The sequence below is a fragment of the Sphingomonas jeddahensis genome, from assembly GCF_001981525.1.
GTDB lineage: Bacteria > Pseudomonadota > Alphaproteobacteria > Sphingomonadales > Sphingomonadaceae > Sphingomonas > Sphingomonas jeddahensis.
Genome location: NZ_MPSB01000014.1, coordinates 17,577 through 34,416, shown reverse-complemented (window position 1 = coordinate 34,416; position 16,840 = coordinate 17,577). Strand labels below are relative to the sequence as shown.

Sequence of the window (16,840 nt, the reverse complement as noted above, 5' to 3'; positions counted from 1 at the left end):
TCGTACCGAATTCAGCCAAACCATAAGGAACCGAGGTCCATGTCGGACTTTATCGAAGCCGGAGTGTCGCGCCGCGGCGTGCTCGCCGGAAGCGCCGCCAGCGTGGCGGTTGCCGCCACCCCTGCCCGCGGCGCGCCGCAGTCGCCCGCCAAAGCCTCGGAGCCGCCGATGATGCCTGTCCGCTTCACCGTCAACGGCGAGCAGCGCTCGCTGACGGTCGATACCCGCACCACCCTGCTCGATGCCTTGCGTGAGAACCTCCACCTCACCGGCACCAAGAAGGGCTGCGACCACGGGCAGTGCGGCGCCTGCACCGTCATCGTCGACGGTCAACGGATCAATTCCTGCCTCAGCCTCGCGGTGATGCACGAAGGCGACGAGATCACCACGATCGAAGGCCTCGGCACACCGGAGAAGCTGCACCCGATGCAGGCCGCATTCGTGAAGCACGACGGCTATCAATGCGGCTATTGCACGCCCGGCCAGATCTGCTCGGCCGTCGCGGTGCTGGACGAGATCAAGAAGGGCATTCCCAGCCACGTCCAAGCCGATGTAGCGGAGAAGCCCGGCTTCACCGCGCTTGAAATGCGCGAACGGATGAGCGGCAACATCTGCCGCTGCGGCGCTTATTCCAACATCGCGGATGCGATGGCTGAGGTTGCAGGAGCAAAGGCATGAGGGCCTTCACCTACGAACGCGCGACCGATCCAGTCGCCGCCGCGCGCATCGTCGCGGGTAAGCCGGGCGCCAAGTTCATCGCCGGCGGCACCAACCTCCTCGATCTGATGAAGATCGAGGTGGAAACGCCCACCCACCTCGTCGATGTGCAGGATCTCGATCTCGACAAAATTGAGCAGACGCCCGAGGGCGGGCTGCGCATCGGCGCCTTGGTCAGCAACACCGATCTCGCCGCCGACGAGCGCGTCCGCCGCGACTATGGCGTGCTGACCCGCTCGATCGTCGCCGGTGCCAGCGGCCAGCTGCGCAACAAGGCGTCGACCGCCGGCAACCTGCTCCAGCGCACGCGTTGCCCCTATTTCTACGACATCAACATGCCCTGCAACAAGCGCAAGCCCGGCTCGGGCTGCGCCGCGATCGGCGGCTATTCGCGCCAGCTCGGCCTGATCGGCGTGTCCGACAAGTGCATCGCCACCTTCCCCGGCGACATGGCGGTCGGCCTTCGCGTGCTCGACGCCGTGATCGAGACGATCGACCCGCAGGGCGAGCGTCGCTCGATCCCGATCGCTGACTTCCACCGCCTGTGGGGCGATCGTCCCGAGCAGGACACGGTGCTGCGTCCGGGCGAACTCATCACTCACGTCACCCTGCCCCGCCCGCTCGGCGGCAAGCATTTCTACGAGAAGGTGCGCGACCGCGCCTCCTACGCCTTCGCGCTCGTGTCGGTCGCCGCGGTGATCCAGCCCGACGGCACCGGCCGCGTTGCCTTTGGCGGCGTCGCGCCCCGGCCGTGGCGTGTCGAGGAAGCGGAGGCATTGGTGCCCCAGGGCGCCGCCGCGGTCACCGCGCGCGCCTTCCAAGGCGCCACGCCGACCAAGGACAACGCCTTCAAGCTGCCACTCGCGACCCGCGCGCTGGCATCCGTCATCGCTCAAGCGAAGGCCTGAGACCCATGAAGTTCGAACAAGCCGAGGGAACCAACCCGATCGACCGCCTGAAGGTGATCGGCCGCGCCCACGACCGTATCGATGGCCCGCTGAAGACCAGCGGCCTCGCGCCTTATGCCTATGAGCATCACGACATCGAGAATGTCGCGTACGGCGCGATCGTCGGATCAAGCGTCGCCAAGGGCCGCATAACCCGCATCGACACCGCGGCCGCCAAGGCCGCGCCCGGCGTCATCACGATCGTCACCGCCGCGGAGGCGGGCAAGCTTGGCAAGGGCAAGAACAACACCGCCAAGCTGCTCGCCGGCCCCGAGGTGGAGCATTACCACCAAGCGGTCGCGGTGGTCGTCGCCGAGACATTCGAACAGGCCCGCGCCGCCGCGTCGCTGGTCCGCGTTGATTATGCGCGCGAGAAGGGCCGCTACGATCTTACCGAACAGCTAAAGGTGGCCCCGCTCGTCGGCGGCTCCGGCGGCCCGAACAGCGGCGCCCCGCCCGTCGAGCGCGTCGGCAAGTTCGAAGAAGCGTTCGCCGCCGCGCCGGTGAAGCTCGACGCCGAATATCACACCCCCGATCACAGCCACGCGATGATGGAGCCGCACGCCTCGGTCGCCGCCTGGAACGGCGACGAGCTGACGCTCTGGACCTCCAACCAGATGATCGCCTGGAGCAAGCGCGACGTCGCGCTGACGCTGAACATGCCCGAGGACAAGGTCCGCCTAATCTCGCCATACATCGGCGGCGGCTTCGGCGGAAAGCTGTTCGTCCGCGCCGACGCGCTGATGGCCGCGCTGGGCGCCAAGGCCGCTAAGCGGCCGGTGAAGGTCGCCCTCCCGCGCCCGTTCATCGCCAACAACACCACGCACCGCCCCGCCACGCACCAACGCATCCGAATTGGCGCGATGAAGGACGGCACGATCACCGCCATCGCGCACGAAAGCGGCTCGGGCGACCTGCCTGATGGCGGCCCGGAAACGGCGGTGCAGCAGACCAAATTGCTCTACGCCGGCGCCAACCGCATGACCGCGATGCGCCTCGCCGTGCTCGACCTGCCTGAAGGCAACGCCATGCGCGCGCCGGGCGAAGCGCCGGGCATGATGGCGCTAGAGATCGCCATGGATGAGATGGCGGAAAGGCTCGGCATGGATCCGGTCGAATTCCGCATCAAGAACGACACCCAGGTCGATCCCGAGAAGCCCGAGCGCAAGTTCTCGGAGCGCCAGCTGATCCGCTGCTTGAATGAAGGCGCGGACAAGTTCGGCTGGAACCGCCGCAATGCCAAGCCGGCGCAGGTCCACGACGGTCAGTGGCTGGTCGGCATGGGCGTCGCTGCGGCTTTCCGCAACCACATCAACACCACCTCGGGCGCGCGCGTTCGCCTGTCACGCGACGGCATTGTGACGGTCGAAACCGACATGACCGACATCGGCACCGGCACCTACACGATCATCGCCCAGACCGCGGGCGAGATGATGGGCGTGCCCGCGGAAGCGGTGGTGGTGAAGCTCGGGGACAGCTCCTTCCCCGCCTCCGCCGGCTCTGGCGGCCAATGGGGAGCTGCCAACTCGACCGCCGGCGTCTATGCTGCCTGTGCCAAGCTGCGTGAGCAAGTCGCCCAGCGGCTCGGCTACAATTCGGCCGACGCCGTGTTCGAGGCCGGCCAGGTGAAAAGCGGCAACCGCTCAGCCGCGTTGCGCGACGCCGCCTCCGCCGGCGAGCTGGTCGTTGAGGACAAGATCGAGTTTGGCGATTTGGAGAAGAAGCACCAGCTTTCCACCTTCGGCGCGCACTTCGTCGAGGTCGGCGTGAACGCCTATACCGGCGTCACCCGCATCCGCCGCATGCTAGCGGTCTGCGCCGCCGGGCGCATCCTCAACCCCAAGTCGGCGCGCAGCCAGGTGATCGGCGCGATGACGATGGGCGCGGGCGCCGCGCTGATGGAGGAACTGGCGGTCGACAAGCGTTTCGGCTTCTTCGTCAATCACGATCTCGCCAGCTACGAAGTCCCGGTGCATGCCGACATCCCGCACCAAGAGGTCGTGTTCCTCGATGAGGCGGACGAATATGCCAATCCGATGAAGGCCAAGGGCGTCGGCGAACTCGGCATCTGCGGCGTCGGCGCGGCGGTCGCGAACGCGATCTACAACGCCACCGGCGTGCGCGTCCGCGACTATCCGATCACGCTGGAGAAGCACCTTGAAAAGCTGCCGGCGGTAGCCTGACGTGCCCCATCGTTATCGCGTCACCGTCGAGCCGCTTGATGCCGAGAACACGGCCGCGCCGCTCGTGTTCGAGACGGCGAACCACGACGAGCTCTTCTCGATCGTCGAGCGCATCCGCGCCAAGGCGATCGTGCCCGATGACGAAGCCGCCAGCTTCGCCATCGGGCTGAAGCTGTTCACCGAAACCATGCTCCACCACCGCAACCACCCGCTGTTCGCGAACCTGGCCCCTCACATCGGCACCTTCATGAAGAAGCTAAAGGCGACGCCGGTGGAGGAGAGCTAAATGTCCTCCCCGGCACGGGGAGGATAGCCTATCGCAACGCTGCTCGCACCACCGGCGTCATCCGCCGCACGAGCACCTCCACCCCGCGCGCATTGGGATGCCGCCCGTCCGCCTGGAACAGCGCGGCATTCCCCGCCACGCCCTCCAGAAAAAACGGATACAGCGGCACGCCGTGGCGTCGCGCCAGCCGCGGATACAATCCCTCGAACGCCCGCCGATACGCCGCGCCAAGGTTCGGCGCCGCCCGCATCCCCACGAACAGCACGGGGATCTCGCGTCGCTTCAGCTCGCTGAGGATCAGGTCGAGGTTCTTCTCCGTCGCCTCCGGCGGCAGCCCACGCAGCATGTCGTTGGCGCCAAGCTCGACGATCACCAGGTCCGGCTTGCGCCCCAGCCCGCGCAGCCCCCAGGCGAGCCGCGCACGCCCCTGCGCCGACGTGTCGCCCGCGATGCCGCCATTCTTCACCGTCGCCGCCACGCCGCTCCGGCGCAGCGCCGCCTGCAATCGTACGGTGAACCCCTGCGCCGGCGGCAAGCCATAGCCTGCGGTCAGGCTATCCCCTAGCGCCCAGATCAGCGGCCCGCGCGCCTGCGCCCGCGCCGGCATCGCAGCCACCACCAGCGCCAGCAGGAGCAAATGGACAGCGACCCCGATCGCCCTGTATCCCCGCGTCCGTGACAGCATCCGCTTCTCCATCGCCCGCTACCGGCTCATCTGAGGCCGATAGCCCGATTTCCCATAGCTCCGGCTCCGGTAACACCGTCATTCATGCACGCAATCTGACGCTGGCGCTGGGCAAGCCGCCCGCCCGTACCGAGATCTTGCGCGGCATCGATCTGACGGTGCGTCAGGGCGAAAGCGTCGCGCTCCTTGGCCCCTCCGGCTCGGGCAAGTCCTCGCTCATGGCGTTGCTGTCGGGTATGGAGCAGCCCACCAGCGGCCACGTCCGCGTCGCCGGGCTCGATTTCGATCGGCTCAGCGAAGACCAGCTCGCCGTCGCGCGCCGCGGCCGTATCGGCATCATCCTCCAGGCCTTCCACCTCCTGCCGACGATGACCGCGCTGGAGAATGTCGCCGTCCCGCTCGAACTCGCCGGCACGCCCGACGCCTTTGCCTGCGCCGAAACCGAACTGGCCGCGGTCGGCCTCGGTCACCGCCTCACCCATTATCCCGCGCAGCTCTCGGGCGGCGAGCAGCAGCGCGTCGCCATCGCCCGCGCGCTCGCCCCCCGCCCCGCATTGCTCTTCGCCGACGAGCCGACCGGCAATCTCGACGGCAGCACCGGCGCCGCGATCATGGACCTGCTCTTCGCCCGTCATGCCGAGGCCGGGGCGACGCTGTTCGTCATCACCCACGATCCCGCGCTGGCCGAGCGTTGCGGCCGGGTGATCGCGCTCGCCGACGGCCGCATCGTCAGCGACAGCGCTGCCCCCGTTACCGGGGCATGACCAACGCCTGGCGGCTCGCGATCCGCGACCTGCGCGCGGGCGGGCGGGGCCTGTGGCTGCTGCTCGTCTGCCTGTTTCTCGGCACGGCGGCGCTCGCCGGGATCGGCAGCCTCGCCGCCTCAATCACCGGCGCGCTCGACGAACAGAGCCGCCAGTTGCTTGGCGGCGACCTCGAACTGCGCGTCTCCCAGCGCCGCCCCACCGTCGAGGAGAATGCCGCCTTTGCCGCCTACGGCCGCACCTCGGAGGCGATCCAGGTCAACACCATGGCCCAGCGGCTCGCGGGCGGCACCCCCGCGCTGGTCAACCTGCGCGCGGTGAACGAGGCATGGCCGCTAATCGGCCGCTTCGATCTCCAGCCCGGCGCGCTCAAGCCCCGCCCTCAAGGCGGCGAGGTCGCCATCGCCCCCGCGCTGGCCGAGCGCCTCGACGTCACGGTCGGCGACACCATCCGCATCGGCGCCGCCCGGATGCGTATCATCGGCCTGATCGCTGCCGAGCCCGACACACTGGGCTTCAGCTTCGGCCCCACCGCGCTGGTGGACATGGCCGGCCTCGATGCGACGCAAGTCATTCAGCCCGGCAGCCTCTACCAGACCCGCACCCGCATCCTCCTGCGCCCCGGCCTAGACCCCGCTCAAGTCGGCAACGCGATCGTCCGCCGCTACCCCAGCGCCGGCTTCACCCCGCGCACGCCCGAGGACGCGGCCGGCAACGTCAAGCGCAGCATCGATCAGCTCGGCCAGTTCCTGCTCCTCGTCGGCCTGGCCGCGCTGGCCATCGCCGGCATCGGCATCGGCAGCGGGGTGAGCGCCTACCTCGACCGCAAGGGCCGAATGATCGCCACGCTCAAGGTTCTGGGCGCGCAATCGGGCACGATCGCCGGCCTGTTCCTGATCCAGATCGGCCTCGTCGCGGGGATCGCGGTCACCGCCGGTCTTGCGCTCGGCGCCGCCGTGCCGTGGATCGTCGGCGCGCTTGCCGGCAGCGCGCTGCCCGTGCCCCCGCGGCTCGCGCTTTACCCCGCCCCGCTCGCCACCGCCGCCGGGCCCAGCCTGCTCGTCGCCTTGCTCTTCTCGCTCCCGGCGCTCGCCCGCGCGCGGTCGGTGCCCGCGGCGAGCCTGCTGCGCGACGCCCTAGCCGCCGCCCGCCGGCCCAGCGCCGCCATCCTCGCCGGCATGGCCGCGATCCTCGGCGCCCTCGTCGCACTAGCGGTTGTCACCGCCAGCGACCGCAGCATCGCGCTAGGCTTCGTCGCCGCCACCTTCGTGCTCGTCGTGCTGCTCTGGCTGCTCGGCCTCGCGCTGCGCCGCCTGCTCGCCCGCCTGCCGCGCCCGCGCCGCCCCTTGTTCCGCCTTGCCCTTGCCAACCTCCACCGCCCCGGCGCGCAGACCGACCGGCTGGTGGTCGCGCTCGGCCTCGGCTTCTCCTTGTTCGTCGCGCTGGCGGTGATCGACACCAGCCTCTCGAACGAACTCGCCAGCGCCGCCCCTGCCAAGGCGCCGCGCTTCTTCGCCATCGACGTTCAACCGGAGGACGAACCAACCTTCCGCAGCGCCATCCGCCGGGCCGCGCCCAATGCCACGATCGAAGCGGTGCCGTCGCTCCGCGGCTCGATCGTCGCGCTCAAGGGCCAGCGCGTCGCCGAGCTGAAGACGTTGCCCGAAGGCGCCTGGATCCTGCGCGGCGATCGCACCATCACCTGGTCCTCCACCGTCCCCCCGCGCAACACGGTCGTTGCAGGGAAATGGTGGCCGCGCGACTATAACGGCCCGCCACTCATCTCGCTCGAAGATCGCGCCGCGGAACAGCTCGGCCTCAAGGTCGGCGACAAGATCACCGTCGCCGTCCTCGGCGTCGAGGTGCCGGCGAAGATCGCTGCGCTCCGCAAGGTCGATTGGCAGGGCCTCGGCCTCAACTTCGCGCTGATCTTCTCGCCCGGCTATATTCAGGAAGCACCGCACGGCATCCTCGCCAGCGTCTATGCCCCGCCCGGCCGCGACGGCGCGATCGCCGCCGCGGTTGCGCAAGCACTCCCCTCCGTCACCATGCTGCGCACCGGCGACGTCATTGGGCAGGTCAGCGAGTTGCTCGGCCGGATCGCCCTCGCGATCCGTGCCGCCGCCGCGGTAACGGTGGTCGCCGGCATCGTCGTACTGATCGGCGCCGTCACTGCATCGGGCCAGGCGCGCCGCTACGACACGATCATCCTGAAGCTTCTGGGCGGCAGCCGCGCACAGCTCCTCGCCGGCCAGGCGATCGAATATGCGCTGCTCGCCCTCCTGCTCGCGGCCGTCCCATTGCTGATCGGCACGGCGGGCGGCTGGTATGTCGTCACGCAAGTGCTCGACCTCGGCTGGGCGCCCGACCCGCTCACCGTTGCCGCTACCCTCGCCGTTGCGATAGTGGCGACGCTCGGCGTCGGCGTCGCGAGCAGCCTGCCGGCCCTCAGCGCCACTCCATCGAGCGGGCTTCGCAGCAACTGAACCGCGCGGGCGAGAAGGCGCAGCTACACATCAAATGGAGGCGCGGCTTTTGCCACCCTTGGCTCCCGCCAACCCTCCACCACCGGGAAGTTGGGGTCCCGCCCCGAAGCTCGCCCCCAACCAGCACCAACCGCCGCCGTCTGGCCGGTGCTGCTGCATGATGCAGCACTGACCATCAAAGATCGATGCGCTGGACACCGCGAGATCGGCATAGAATAGAGGCGTCGCCCTGCTCAGGCGACGCCTCCACGTTCTACAACGCCTTCATATTACTGCGGAGAAGCCGTCACCGCGGTAGCGCCCTGACCACTTGCAGATCCTGAACCAGCGGCGGTGGCTCCCCCGTTCAGCGACGGCAAGGAGACGGCGCGCGCGCCGCTGCCTGCCAGCGAACCAGCGCCAAAGACCGCACCTTGGCCCGAGCCACGAGCCTCACCAGCCGTCTGGCCGGCCGCCGACGCTGCGCCGCTGGCACTGCTCTGGGCCATGCCGGATGCGTGGCCAGCCGTCTGACCGACCGCCGACGTTGCGCCGCTGGCATTGCCTTGGGCCCTGCCGGATGCTTGGCCCGCTGTCTGGCCAGCCGCCGACGCTGCGCCGCTCGCACTGCTCTGGGTCATGCCGGATGCTTGGCCAGCCAAAGCCCCAACCGCATCGGTGCCGACGCCCTGCACGCCGACGCTTGCGCTCCTGTTGAACGACTGACTGCCCGATGCAGAGCTACTTCCGCCCAAGGAATTGCCCAGAGCATCGGCCGACGTCACCCTGTTCACAGTTCCAGTGACCGTTCCTGCAAGGCCCGCATCTGCATTCACGGAACCTGATTTGGCATCGACAGACTTGCTGGCGCTGGCACTTCCTGAGCCGGTTACCGAACCGGTGACGCTCTGCGTCGCTGAGCCAACGGGGCCCAGCGTGCCTCCAAGCGACCCAGCACCGTTAAGCGTGCCACTAATGGTTCCACCCAGCGATTCGCCCAAGCCGCCGCCCAACAATTGCGCCTGCACAGGCGAGGCCCCGGCCATCGCAGAGAGGACCAGTGCATTAGCGATGATCAGCTTCTTCATATCGTAGCTCCTTGAGTGGGGAAGTCTCCGATGCTTCCTTCACAAGGCAAACGACCGCTCTTCACGCTTTCATCCCGAAGGAGCGAAATACCGTCCGCAAACGCCCCCCGGCCTTACTAGCGCTTAGCTTGAACATCGCTTGGGGAAACACGGCAGGCCCCGCACACGATGCCTTTGCCGACCTTGCCGCGTCCGCTTATCGCTTCTCGCGTAACCGCTTGAACTGCCGCCGCGCCGCCGCCGCCGATCGCCAACCTTGCGGTTACGAACGGCGCCGCGAAGGAGGTACCTCGCACCGCGGCGTAACCACTCCCCGGCAGGGCCGCGGCCATGTCAGCCCCAGGAGCAGCAAAGTCGAGATGGAGCGGCTTTCCCGCCTCCGGGAGTGCGCGGCTGCGATTATCGACTCCGGTGACAGCGATGACGCCAGGATAGGAGGCCGGGTAGGCCGGAGGCGCCGCCGGCCCGTCGTTCCCAACGGCCGCCACGATCAGGACGCCGCGACCGCGTGCTGCGGCTACGGCGCGTTCCAACAGGGGATTGGATGGCCCGACCAGGCTCATATTGATGACGCGAACTCCGCGCGAGGTCAGCCAACCCAGCGCGCGCGTGATCGTCACCGCCGACCCCTGCGTCGGATCACCGCCATAAACGTCGGCGACGAGAAGTGGAAAGCCGTGGGCCGCGCCCCGAAATTTTCCATCGGCTCCGGCCATCAGCGAAGCGACAGCGGTGCCGTGGCCACTTGGTCGCGCACCGTTGGCAGCGAACCCGCGCTGCTCGATGGCAGCGCCTCGAAGCGATGGATGGTTGGAAACCCCGCCGTCGATCATGCCGATAGCCGCGGGTCGCGACTGTACCGAAGCTGCGGCGGCGGCTCCGCCGAGCGGCATCAGCGACGTACCGGCCGGTTCGAACACATGATCATAATCGAACTCGCCTTCAGGAGCGATCCGCCTCAGACGCGCCAGGCCCTCGCGGGTGTCGTCGCCATCAGGCGGTGCCAGCGTCACGACGCGCAGTGGCACGCCCTCGATCCGCTCGTCACGGAGCACGCGAAATCCCGCGCCGCGCGCTCGGGCCAGTGTGTCCGCCGGCGGATCAATAGCGATGAGTTCGCCTTTGCGCACGGGATTGCCGTCGCGGTCAGCATCAAGGAAGCGCCGATTGTCACGTATCAGCGCGCGCAAACGGGCACGGCGCAGATCAAGCAGACTGGCGGTGTTTCCGCCCACCGTGCTGGCGACGTTGTTGAGGCGGTCAATCACGGGAACAACGACGGTCGAGGTCGGCGAGGCCGGGGTGGTCCCAAGGACGCCTCCCACCACTTGGCCGGGGACGCCGCCAAGGGACGGAAGCAACTGGGCATGTCCTTCACTGCCTGTCATGATCACCGCGCTAAGCGCCAACAGGGTTCGGTGATACGGGCGGGGCACGGCTGTTCCTTCTTTATCGGCTCTCGCGGGATTAAACGTGCCGGCTGTGTCGTTTCATCCGCATGAAGACGGGAAATCCAGTTGAGCGCATTCGAGAAGGGTCTGGAAGACATGCTGCCGCGACTGCGGCGCTTCGCGCATGGGCTTGCGGCCAACCGGGCCGATGCCGACGATCTGACCCAGGTGACGATCGAGCGTGCCCTTCGCGCACGAACGCAATGGCAGGAAGGCAGCCGGCTCGACGCGTGGCTATACCGCATCATGCGCAACTGCTGGATCGATACGGTTCGGTCACGCGCCCGCAGTTGCAAGATTATCGAGTCCGCAGAGGCTGGCGAGCATATCGGGCACGATCCCAGACCTCAGATCGACGCGCGCCTCGATCTGGATCGATTGATGCGCGCGATGGAACGTTTGCCGCTCGAGCAACGCGAGGTGGTGGCTCTCGTCCTCATCGATGGGCTTGGTTATCGCGAAACTGCAGAGCTGTTGGACCTGCCGATCGGCACCGTCTCAAGCCGGCTTGTCCGAGGGCGCACCGCGCTGCTCGCCATGGTCAAGGAGGGCTGACCCATGACCGATGAAGAAGCACTGTTCGCCTATATCGACGGCGAACTTGAGGGCGAGGACCTGATCCGGATCGAGGCGAAGATTGCCGCTGACCCCGTCCTGCAAAAGACCGTGGCCGAACATCGTGCTCTCGCGGCAGAGCTGCAGTGTGCATTCTCAACCATTCTCGACGCGCCGGTCCCACCGCTGCGTCCGGTCACTGCCGCGGCCGACGGCAAAGTGGTTTCTCTAGCAGACGAGCGTTCCCGCCGGGATCGGCGCCTTGTCTCCTGGCGCGCGCCACACTGGGCTGCGATGGCGGCGACCCTGGTAGCGGGCGTCATTGGCGGCGCGGCCTTCAGCGGCAGCGACCGCACGGGATCAGTGGCGGAACGTGAAGGGCAGTTGGTCGCAACAAACTGGCTGGACGATGCTCTCACTACACAGTTGGCCAGCGCGCAGAGCAGCGAGGCGCCCGTAAGGATCGGCCTGACCTTTCGGAATCACGGAGGAGCGATCTGCCGAAGCTTTGCTGCCGAAAACGTGGAGGGGGTGGCCTGCCGCAAGGGAAAGGATTGGCAGCTGGAAGGCTTGTTGTCTCGGGAGCGCGCGAAGACCGGAGACTACCGCCTGGCCGGGAGTTCGGCCACTGCGGCAATCGTCGACAACATGATTTCAGGCGAAGCCATGGATGCGCACCAGGAGAAGGCTGCCGAAGCCGCTGACTGGCAGCCCTGACGAGAATCGATTGCACAATAGCACTCTTTCGAAACCAACCGTCACGACAGCCGTCGGCTATTCCGCGAAGCGGTACTAGGTGTTTGGACCTGCGCAATAGAGGAGGCTCGCGCTCTCGACTTGGTGAAAGCGCCCAAGATAAACCGATTCGGTCTTCATGGGTCTGCTCAAACACAGGTCAAGGAGAAGATCACCCAAGCCAATTGTTTGCTGATGTGAGCTAGAAACATGCAAGACCTCCGCAAACAACCCGCGCACGGTCCGTCGGCATGGGTCGCAGACCAGCGACTTCGTCAAAGTCTGTTTGAGATTTGCGGAAATATCGTCAGGTTAGCGAACGGAGTATCGCAAGCAGCGCTCACTCTGAAGAAGGACGAAGGTACTACCTTCTGCGACTTCCACCGCTTGCTATCCATTTGCTACTTAGCTCCAAACCGCTCTGGTGCGGTCTGGAGCTAAGCGCTTGAAAAGCTTGGCGCGCCCGGAACGATTCGAACGTCCGACCCTCAGATTCGTAGTCTGATGCTCTATCCAGCTGAGCTACGGGCGCGTTGGAGTGGCGTTGATAGAAGCGACTTTCAGATCGCGCAAGAGCGTTGCGCAGAAGTTTTTTTACTTTTGGATCCGGCTCACCAACACGCCCCGCGGGCACGACCTCGACCTCACTGCGTTTGGGCCTTAAGCATACAGCCATGTCGCCGCGCGCCCTTCTCGCTCCCTTCGCCCTCGCGCTGTTCGCTGCCGGCTGCGCCGCTCCCGGCAGCTATCCCTCGCTTCTGCCCCGCGCCGCCGAATCGGCGAGCCTGGAGGAGCCTGTCGTCTCCGCGCCGCCGGCACCCGCAGCCGACCCGGCGCTCGATGCGCGGATCGCCGCCGTCCTGACGAAGCTGGCGGAACGCACGGCGGCATTCGATACGGCAGCAGCTGCCGCGGAGCGTCTCGTTGCCCGCGCCGGCAACGCACCAGCCGGCAGCGAAGCTTGGCTTGACGCACAAGTCGCATTGGCTGAGCTCGACGCCCGTCGGTCGGCCGCGGTGGAGATCGGATCGGACCTCGAGGATCTGGCAAGCGAACGCGCGCTCGCCCTCTTGCCCGATTATGCACAGCTTACCGCCGCCGTGGAGCAGGTCCGCGCCGCCGCTCAATCACAGGCGGCACGGATCACAGCGTTTCAGACGCGGCTCGCGCCCGCCTGATCATTGCGCGCCCGGCTTCACCGGACGCAGCGCGCCGCCTTTCAAATACATCGCGGTGATCGTGATCTCGGTCACGCCGCGTCCCACCGCCACCGCCGTCACCTTGGGCGAAGGCTTGCGACCGAACACAAAATCGAGCAGCGTCACCTTGGGATCGCCCGAAGCACCGCCCCCGTCGGAGCGGTCCGTCTCACCATTGCCGTTCATGTCGTGGCGCAAGTCGATCGCATAGGTGCCTGGTGCGGACGCCGGCATGCAGATCCGGATCGGCCCGCTCGCCGGCGTCGGTATCTCAACACGCGTGATCCAGCCCTTCTTCTCGAACCACGTCGAGGTCGCGCCGCCATAGGTGCGCAGGCGCAACGCGCCGGTCCGCTGCTTCACGCCCACCACATTGACCAGGATGGCTGGCGCATTTCCGCTCGTGCACCGCGCGGCATAAGGGCCAAGGATCGCGCCATTACCCTGCGCGGCGACTGAGCTCGCGGAAAGCATGGCGACAAAAGCGAGTAATGGCAGTGTCTTCATGCTCATCGCTCTGGCAGGCTGTGATGGCGCAATCAGGGCAACTCGTCGGCGAAACTCGGCCGCATTTGGCGTGGCAGCAAGTGTCAGCACACGACCTCACCTCGAGCGGCAATGACATCAGAGGCGCCTTGAGCCTTGCGCCGTTCCCGCGGCGCGCTAAAGGAGCGTCCTCCTGTGCGCAGGGGCGCTTAGCTCAGCTGGTAGAGCGGCTCGTTTACACCGAGTAGGTCGGCGGTTCGAACCCGTCAGCGCCCACCACCCCCGCCATCGACTGATCCCGGGTATTTCGCGGGAAACGTCGTGCAGGCCTCGCCACCGCCAGTGGTCGCTGACGGTTTGCGCTGAGCCCGTCGAAGCGCGCTGCCGGATCACCGACATCCGATCTCCCGTTGGCAGACAATGGCCGGCAGCGGAATGCGCCGGCCCGTCGAAAGCCCGCCCGTCGCTAGCAGGCGGATCAGCCGTGTTGAGTTTCGCTTCAGCGCGAGCTCGCATGAGTCCCGACGAGCTGCCCCTTCCGTCGTGAACCTGTCGAGAGACGCGCAACGATCACGGGCTCGGCCCGAACGCGTCTCGACAGACATCACACGACCGTTGTCCGCGCGCGAACGCTGACCACCAGACCGCGAATCGTAACCTCTGCGCTGCTCAAACCACCGGTAGGCCCAGCGCACGCGCCATGGCGACATAGCGGCGCATTGCGTCCAGCCCGCGCTCGGTAAGCGACATGAAGGCGCGCCGCCGGTCGAAGGGATCGGGCCGGCGTTCGAACAGCCCCGCCTCCGTCAGTCGCGCGATCCAGCGCAGGGCCGTGGTCGGCGCCACCGCCGCCGCGATGCACAGGCTGGAAACGGAGACATGCGCGCGTTCCAGATGGGCGGCGTAAAGGTCGAGCATCATGTCCCAGGCAGGATCCTCGAACAGCCCTGCCCCTACATAACGGTCGCGCAGCCGCCGCGCTCGAACGATTTGGCGGATGTCGGCCGCGCTGATCGCGTGCTCTTCGCTCTGCTGCGCGACATAGTCGAAGCTGGTTTCGGCCACCACGAGCGACCGCGGCTGCTCGTCATGTTTGGAAAGGCGTGCGAGCACATCGGCGATTCGCGCCACTTCGGCGTTGAGCTTGGCAAGTCGCGCGGCTTCCCCCTCACTGACCCGGTCGTGCAGTGCCAACTGCCTGTCGCCCTGCGCTGCTGCGATCGCCCCGATCCAGTCGGCTGGCTCCGGATCGCACAGGATCTGATGGCGCGACAAGATCAGCCCGGCGGCCGCAATGTCGATCTGCTCCGTTCCGATCGCCACAACCATGGGCAGGTCACGTCCCGCCACCAGGCCGTCGAGCCGCGACAATGTGCGGACCAGATCGTCCTCGGATACATCGCGTGCATCGAGCAAGACCAGGGGTCGCGATCCGATATCCGCGATCCGCCGAGTCGCTTCTTCCAGCGGAGAAGCAGCCACGACGCGCCCCCCGGCCAGCGACACCGCCCCCGTTACGGCCAGCTCCCCCCCTGCCCCGCCGTCACCGGGGGCGATCACCACAGCATCGAACCTGCTGTTCAACTCGGCATGATATTCGCGTCCAGTCAGATGCATGCGCCCCTCCGCTCCAATGCGCGACCAAACCCGATCATTCACCTTATTACTTGTCGGCTATCCAACATCCGTAATGGTTTGGCATTGCTGCCATACTGAATTCGTGTCCGATCCGGAGGAGCTTGGATCAATCAAGCGCCTTGACGATCTCCTCAACCATCTTCTTCGCATCGGCCAACAGCATCATGGTGTTGTCGCGGTAGAACACCTCATTGTCGACCCCCGCATAGCCGACACCGCCCATTGATCGTTTTACGAAAAGAACCGTTTTGGCCTTCTCCACATCAAGCACCGGCATGCCATAAATCGGCGACGTTTTGTCGGTCTTTGCCGCCGGATTGGTCACATCGTTGGCGCCGATCACGAAGGCGACGTCGGTCTGCGCGAACTCGGAGTTGATATCCTCCAGTTCGAAAACTTCATCATAGGGTACGTTTGCCTCGGCCAGCAGCACGTTCATGTGCCCCGGCATACGCCCCGCCACGGGGTGAATGGCGTATTTCACCCGCACGCCTTCGGCCTTCAGCTTGTCGCCCATTTCGCGCAGCACGTGTTGCGCCTGCGCAACGGCCATGCCGTAACCAGGCACGATGATGACTTGTTCGGCCTGGCTCATCAGGAAGGCCGCGTCCTCGGCCGAGCCGCGCTTCCACGGCCGGTCGATCTGGGCCGCGCCGCCGCCGCTCGGACCCGACTCCGCGCCGAAGCCCCCCGCAATAACGCTGATGAAGCTGCGGTTCATCGCGCGGCACATGATGTAGCTGAGGATCGCGCCCGAGCTGCCGACCAAGGCGCCGGTGATGATCATCGCGGTGTTGTGCAGCGTGAAGCCCATCGCCGCCGCTGCCCAGCCCGAATAGCTGTTCAGCATCGACACCACGACCGGCATGTCCGCGCCGCCGATCGGGATGATCAGCAGGAAGCCGATCGCGAACGACAGGGCGACAACGATCCAGAAATCCAGCGGCGCCTGAGTCATCCAGAAGGAGAAGGAGAACCAGACGATCATCAGCGCAACGCCAAGATTGATCGCATGGCGCGCCGGCAGCATGATCGGCGCGCCGCCCATGTTGCCGTTGAGCTTGAGGAAGGCGATTACGCTACCTGAGAAGGTGATCGCACCGATTGCGACGCCCAGGATCATCTCGATCCGGCTCACGCCGTGAATGGCGGCAAACGGCGCGCCGATCAGCGGCGTCACGACGTCCGCGATCCCGAACGCCACCGGATTGAGGAACGCTGCGATCGCCACCAGCACCGCGGCCATGCCGACCAGGCTGTGGAAAGCGGCAACGAGCTGCGGCATCGCCGTCATCGCGATGCGCCGCGCGGTGACCACGCCGATCGCCGCGCCGATGCCGATCGCGGCAAGGATCTCGAACATCGCCAGCGCGTCGACGCGCTGGAGGATCGCGGCATAATCATAGCCGCCGACCTCGCCCACCGCGAGCACCGGCATGGTCGGCACATGCGTCGCGAGCGTCGTCAGCACGGCAATGGCCATGCCGATCATGCCATAACGATTGCCGCGCCGGCTGCTCTCCGGGCTGGAAAGCCCGCGTAGCGCCATGATGAAGCACACGCCCGATATCAGATAGGCGAGCGCCACCCAGGGATTGTCCGCGACGTGTTCCACTATCCTCTACCCCCTACTCGTCACCC

General features: G+C 66.7%; 15 protein-coding genes and 2 tRNA genes. 10 read left to right on the top strand and 7 right to left on the bottom strand.

Going from position 1 to position 16,840, the window contains the following annotated elements; genetic code table 11:
- Positions 1-39 precede the first annotated feature (39 nt).
- The 4 genes from paoA to SPHI_RS12980 are packed head-to-tail and all read left to right on the top strand — an operon-like array spanning position 40 to position 4,133.
- Entirely contained in the window at positions 40-678 is a 639-nt protein-coding gene (paoA, locus tag SPHI_RS12995; RefSeq protein WP_076745385.1) for an aldehyde dehydrogenase iron-sulfur subunit PaoA, read from the top strand.
- Complete coding sequence (locus SPHI_RS12990; protein ID WP_076745384.1) at positions 675-1,625, top strand: FAD binding domain-containing protein; 951 nt, start codon at positions 675-677, stop codon at positions 1,623-1,625. Before paoA ends, SPHI_RS12990 begins: the two co-directional genes overlap by 4 nt.
- Before the next feature lie 5 nt (positions 1,626-1,630).
- The gene (gene paoC / locus SPHI_RS12985; RefSeq protein ID WP_076745383.1) at positions 1,631-3,847 is read left to right on the top strand and encodes an aldehyde oxidoreductase molybdenum-binding subunit PaoC; all 2,217 of its coding nucleotides are present in this window, start codon (positions 1,631-1,633) and stop codon (positions 3,845-3,847) included.
- Position 3,848: 1 nt separating this feature from the next.
- A complete protein-coding gene (locus tag SPHI_RS12980) occupies positions 3,849-4,133 on the top strand; it encodes a DUF3861 domain-containing protein (RefSeq protein ID WP_076745382.1) in 285 nt (94 codons plus the stop codon).
- A 28-nt stretch (positions 4,134-4,161) separates the two neighbouring features.
- Here SPHI_RS12980 and SPHI_RS12975 read toward each other — a convergent pair whose 3' ends face one another.
- A complete protein-coding gene (locus SPHI_RS12975; protein WP_076745381.1) occupies positions 4,162-4,818 on the bottom strand; it encodes an arylesterase in 657 nt (218 codons plus the stop codon).
- 47 nt (positions 4,819-4,865) lie between these two features.
- Here SPHI_RS12975 and SPHI_RS12970 point away from each other — a divergent pair, with 47 nt between their 5' ends.
- Both SPHI_RS12970 and SPHI_RS12965 read left to right on the top strand, forming a co-directional pair.
- Entirely contained in the window at positions 4,866-5,582 is a 717-nt protein-coding gene (locus SPHI_RS12970) for an ABC transporter ATP-binding protein (protein WP_076745416.1), read from the top strand.
- Positions 5,579-8,068: an ABC transporter permease gene (locus SPHI_RS12965; RefSeq protein WP_076745380.1), complete on the top strand. Its 2,490-nt coding sequence runs from the start codon at positions 5,579-5,581 to the stop codon at positions 8,066-8,068. The genes SPHI_RS12970 and SPHI_RS12965 overlap by 4 nt, the downstream gene beginning before the upstream one ends.
- A 269-nt stretch (positions 8,069-8,337) precedes the next feature.
- Here the strand turns inward: SPHI_RS12965 and SPHI_RS14905 are convergent, their stop codons facing one another.
- Positions 8,338-9,135, bottom strand: coding sequence for a hypothetical protein (locus SPHI_RS14905; RefSeq protein ID WP_144036202.1), 798 nt, complete (start codon positions 9,133-9,135; stop codon positions 8,338-8,340).
- A 116-nt stretch (positions 9,136-9,251) separates the two neighbouring features.
- Positions 9,252-10,496 carry a S8 family serine peptidase gene (locus SPHI_RS12960; protein ID WP_233130923.1) on the bottom strand — a complete coding sequence of 415 codons (1,245 nt, stop codon included), beginning with the start codon at positions 10,494-10,496 and terminating at the stop codon, positions 9,252-9,254.
- A 186-nt stretch (positions 10,497-10,682) separates the two neighbouring features.
- Between SPHI_RS12960 and SPHI_RS12955 the strand changes: the two genes are divergently transcribed.
- Both SPHI_RS12955 and SPHI_RS12950 read left to right on the top strand, forming a co-directional pair.
- Positions 10,683-11,141, top strand: coding sequence for an RNA polymerase sigma factor (locus SPHI_RS12955; protein WP_233130925.1), 459 nt, complete (start codon positions 10,683-10,685; stop codon positions 11,139-11,141).
- A gap of 3 nt (positions 11,142-11,144) precedes the next feature.
- On the top strand, positions 11,145-11,858 hold the full coding sequence (locus SPHI_RS12950; RefSeq protein ID WP_076745377.1) for an anti-sigma factor family protein: 714 nt from the start codon (positions 11,145-11,147) through the stop codon (positions 11,856-11,858).
- Between the two features lie 473 nt (positions 11,859-12,331).
- Here SPHI_RS12950 and SPHI_RS12945 read toward each other — a convergent pair.
- Positions 12,332-12,408 (bottom strand) — tRNA-Arg (locus tag SPHI_RS12945).
- A 142-nt stretch (positions 12,409-12,550) separates the two neighbouring features.
- On the opposite strand from SPHI_RS12945, the gene SPHI_RS12940 reads away from it, so the two are divergent.
- Entirely contained in the window at positions 12,551-13,054 is a 504-nt protein-coding gene (locus tag SPHI_RS12940) for a hypothetical protein (protein WP_076745376.1), read from the top strand.
- Here the strand turns inward: SPHI_RS12940 and SPHI_RS12935 are convergent, their stop codons facing one another.
- Positions 13,055-13,582, bottom strand: a complete 528-nt coding sequence (locus tag SPHI_RS12935) for a DUF2141 domain-containing protein (RefSeq protein WP_158049710.1) — start codon at positions 13,580-13,582, stop codon at positions 13,055-13,057.
- A 182-nt stretch (positions 13,583-13,764) separates the two neighbouring features.
- Between SPHI_RS12935 and SPHI_RS12930 the strand changes: the two genes are divergently transcribed.
- Positions 13,765-13,840 (top strand) — tRNA-Val (locus SPHI_RS12930).
- Between the two features lie 390 nt (positions 13,841-14,230).
- Here SPHI_RS12930 and SPHI_RS12925 read toward each other — a convergent pair.
- Positions 14,231-15,178, bottom strand: coding sequence for a winged helix DNA-binding protein (locus tag SPHI_RS12925; protein ID WP_076745374.1), 948 nt, complete (start codon positions 15,176-15,178; stop codon positions 14,231-14,233).
- Positions 15,179-15,305: 127 nt separating this feature from the next.
- The gene (locus SPHI_RS12920) at positions 15,306-16,814 is read right to left on the bottom strand and encodes an NAD(P)(+) transhydrogenase (Re/Si-specific) subunit beta (RefSeq protein WP_076745373.1); all 1,509 of its coding nucleotides are present in this window, start codon (positions 16,812-16,814) and stop codon (positions 15,306-15,308) included.
- Positions 16,815-16,840 lie beyond the last annotated feature (26 nt).